This window comes from Streptomyces niveiscabiei (genome assembly GCF_001419795.1).
Taxonomy (GTDB): domain Bacteria; phylum Actinomycetota; class Actinomycetes; order Streptomycetales; family Streptomycetaceae; genus Streptomyces; species Streptomyces niveiscabiei.
This window is the reverse complement of the sequence record NZ_LIRL01001123.1, coordinates 1-3384: the sequence shown is the minus strand read 5'-3', so window position 1 is coordinate 3384 and position 3384 is coordinate 1. Positions and strand designations below refer to the sequence as shown.

General features: G+C 69.1%; 4 protein-coding genes. All 4 read right to left on the bottom strand.

Annotated elements, in window-relative coordinates; translation table 11 throughout:
- Nucleotides 1-123 precede the first annotated feature (123 nt).
- The gene (locus AOK24_RS40825) at nucleotides 124-1413 is read right to left on the bottom strand and encodes a tyrosine-type recombinase/integrase (protein ID WP_055724962.1); all 1290 of its coding nucleotides are present in this window, start codon (nucleotides 1411-1413) and stop codon (nucleotides 124-126) included.
- Nucleotides 1414-1492: 79 nt separating this feature from the next.
- Entirely contained in the window at nucleotides 1493-1723 is a 231-nt protein-coding gene (locus AOK24_RS40820; protein ID WP_055724961.1) for a helix-turn-helix domain-containing protein, read from the bottom strand.
- A 202-nt stretch (nucleotides 1724-1925) separates the two neighbouring features.
- On the bottom strand, nucleotides 1926-3092 hold the full coding sequence (locus AOK24_RS40815) for a DUF3631 domain-containing protein (protein WP_055724960.1): 1167 nt from the start codon (nucleotides 3090-3092) through the stop codon (nucleotides 1926-1928).
- Nucleotides 3089-3384, bottom strand: a 296-nt coding sequence (locus AOK24_RS40810; RefSeq protein ID WP_055724959.1) for a hypothetical protein, incomplete at its 5' end; no start/stop codon positions are given. The genes AOK24_RS40815 and AOK24_RS40810, both read right to left, overlap by 4 nt.

The window sequence follows — 3384 nt, the reverse complement described above, 5'->3', positions numbered from 1 at the left end:
TTGGAAAGCGTGTTGGGGGCAACCCCTCACGAGTTCGAATCTCGTATCCTCCGCACCTGGTCAGAGGGCTGGCCCGCTTCTAGCGGGTCGGCCCTCTGTCATTCGTCCGTCTCAGTTTCCGTCTCAGTCGGGGTTCTGGGACCCGTCCGACGCCGGTTCCGCGCCGCCGTCGCCCGCTCCGGCCGGGGTCCCCCAGAGGTGGTTGCCGATCTGCTGCGCCACGTCCCGCAGCATCGACACCGGCACGTGCTGATACCGGGCGCGCATCCGTGCCGCCCCGCCCGGCTCCCACCCCATGATGGCGTCGACCACCACATCGGAAACCCCTAGCAGGAGAAGGACGGTCGCGGCGGTGTGCCGGGCGTCGTGCAGCCGTCCGTCCCGCACGCCGGCGTCCGTGAGGAGCTGCTTCCAGCGGTGGTAGTCCGTGTTCGGAATCAGCGGCTCACCGGTCGGTGACGTGAACACGTACCCCTTGTCCTGCCAGTCCGTACCGGCTTGCCGCCGCTCGCGGTCCTGTTCCTCCTTGTGCTTGCGCAGAAGCTTGATGAGCGGGTCCGGGAGTCCGATGGTCCGGCGACCGGCACGGGACTTGGTGCTCTTGAACTCGCGCCGGATCTGCTTGCGCTTCGGGCAGTAGCCCGGCTTTCGGCCGCACGACGTCGCTCCGCAACCGTGCTCGTACTTCGGCCTCAGCCGGTTCTTTCGCGTGCGGAGGTATCCGGCGTCGAGGTAGACGTCTTCCCACTTGAGGCCCAGCGCCTCCCCCTGCCTGAGTCCGAGTGCGAGCGCAAGCACCCACCGGACGCTGTTCCGCAGCTTCGATGCCTCGAACAGGAGACTCTGAATCTCTTCGACGGTGTACGGCTCGATGTCCTCTTCTTCGAGCCGGGGGGCCTTGGCGATCTCGGCAACGTTGGTGGTGATGTGGCCGCGCCGTACCGCCTCGCCCAGCGCTACGCGGATCGTGCGGTGGACGTGGTGCGCCGTACCGGCCGCGCTGCCGTTCTTCTGCATCTTCACGTAGAACCGCTCAAGGTGTTCGGGTTCGAGCCGATCCAGCCGGTGAGCACCAAGTCCGGGAACCAGGTGCACCCTCACGTCCACCTCGTAGCCGTCGTACGTGTTCTCACTGACGTACGGCTTGGCGATCTCTTCCACCCAGTGTTCAAGCCACGTCTTGACCGTCTGCGCCTTGCCGGGCTTGCGGACCTTGCCCTTGTCGCGCTCACGCTCCAACTCCCCTACAGCGTAGGCGACTTCGTCTCGGGTCTTGCGTTCGACGTGGCGGCGGTCCGGCTTGCCGTCGTCGCGGATGCCGACGGTGACGCGGCCGTGCCATTTGCCATCACTGCCGAGGTAGATCGAGCTTCGGCCGTTGGGTTGCCGGGTGCGCTTCTTGCTTTCCGCCATGGGCGGACTCCTTCGAGTTGGCGGGAGGTGGAAGCGGTCGGAGCGCCGCCCACGGGCGGCGCTCCGACGCGGAGGTACGTCAAGCCGCCTGAGGTTCAGTGCGGGGGCCCTTGCGGCGGCGGGCCACGTATTCGGCGGGGGCGTCGGCGGGGACCCTGCGGAGGTGGCCGACGGTGATGGACTCCAGCTCTCCGGTACGGATGAGTCGGAAGCAGAGGGTGCGGCCGATGCGGAGTCGGCGAGCGGCTTCTTCGACGGTCAGGAGAACGAGGGTGGGGTCGACGGCTTCGGCGAGGCGGGCCGTGTCCATGGGGCGCTCCTTGGTCTCACAGGTGGGGATCAGGGCGCGGGGGCACTTCGGCCCCCTTCTCTGAGGGGCGCTACTTCCGCTACCGGTGCTACCGCGCAGGTCAGGGGCCTGTTGGAGGTAGCGGGAGGGGGTAGCGGTAGCGGATGGGTAGCGGGGCGGTAGCGGCCCCGAGTCCGGGTGGCCGCTACCGCGTTGTCGCTGGTCAGGTCGTGGTTTCGGTGCCGGGTAGCGGCGGTAGCGGACTTTCCCGGGGAGGGGGGCAGTAGCGCTGCCACGCGTCCCAGAGGTCGGTGGCGTAGTAGCCCTTGAGGACGCTCCCGGCGGTCTTGATGTTGCGGGAAGCGATGGGCTCGTTGTCGCCGGTCATGTACTCCGCGAGCATCTTCGACAGGCGTCGGCTGTCGAGCGGCTTTCCTTGCAGGTCGGCCCACGGCGCGTCATCAAGGGAGTTGAGGCGGTCCAGGATGGCGACGGTGGGCAAGCGGTCGATGCCGGTCAGGACGTGGTCGCGCAGGTCAGTCAGGAGACGGACCCCGAGACTGCCCTTGTCGTTGGCCTTGGACGCGGTCACGAGCGTCACGCACGCGGCGCGGGCGCGCTCGGGCCAGTCCCCGCCGGCCGCGTCGGCGATGGCGAGGAGGGATTCCCATACGTCCGCCGGGCGGTCGGTGACCCCGTCGGGCATCTCGGGCCACGCTCCCATGACGAACCCGCGTGCGTGTTCGGCCCACTGGGCGAGGCGGTCACGCAGCTTGTGTCCCTCGGCTTCGTGGATGCGGGCGCGGAAGGATTCGACGTTCTCGTTGCGGGCCCGCCGCCGCATCCGGATGATGACGGAGCGGGTCATGATGGTGTCGGGGAGGTTGCCGAGTCCGGCGACGGCGACGGCGCAGTACGAGGGGAACGCCTGCACGGTCTGGTTGCCGCCGTCTCCGATGCACCGGTAGGTGACGCCAGTCCGGCGGTGGCCTGCGTTGAGGAACCCGCGCAGCTCTTCGTTGTCGCCGGCCTTGGGGCCGAAGACGGTGTCGATCTCGTCGAAGAGGATCGTGGGCCGTCCGTTGGGGTTGGCGACGGAGCGGAACAGGGCGGCGGCGGACGCGTTGACGGCCGTCATCGGCGCGGGGACCAGGGTTTCCACGACTTCCAGCGCGCGGGACTTGCCCGACCCCGGTTCCGGGGAGAGGAACGCAAGGCGCGGGGTGGAGTCGAAGCAGTCGAGGAGGTGCGCGTGCGCGTCCCACAGGGTGACGGCAATGTAGGCGGCTTCGGTGGGGAAGACGTTGAAGCGGCGGTGGAACGCCTCCACCTCGTCCAGCAGCGTGGCCCCGTCGACGGACGGGGTCGGGATGGTGGTGGGGTCGCTCATGCTGCGGCCCTGCCTTCCTGGGGGTTGCGGAGGGGGCAGACCTCGCGGTGGGCGGCATGGTCGGCGATCAGGGCGTGAACCTTGCCGTGGCCGACGGCGCTGCGGTCGCGTCCGCACTCGCACGTGGAGGTGGCGGTGGGGAACGCGCCGCGCGAGGTGGTGATGGTCAGCCACGCGACGGGGTAACGGCCGTCCGGCTCGTACGGGTCAGGGCGAAGAGCTGAAGAGACGCCCTTGCGGGCGGCGCCTTTCGGCCCGCCCACGGCCGGCGGGGGCACGGCCGGTTCGGCGG

What these genes read in the sequence shown, in the direction of transcription:
- AOK24_RS40825 (WP_055724962.1), bottom strand. Translation starts at nt 1,413, where the DNA reads ATGGCGGAAAGCAAGAAGCGCACCCGGCAACCCAACGGCCGAAGCTCG.
- AOK24_RS40820 (WP_055724961.1), bottom strand. Translation starts at nt 1,723, where the DNA reads ATGGACACGGCCCGCCTCGCCGAAGCCGTCGACCCCACCCTCGTTCTC.
- AOK24_RS40815 (WP_055724960.1), bottom strand. Translation starts at nt 3,092, where the DNA reads ATGAGCGACCCCACCACCATCCCGACCCCGTCCGTCGACGGGGCCACG.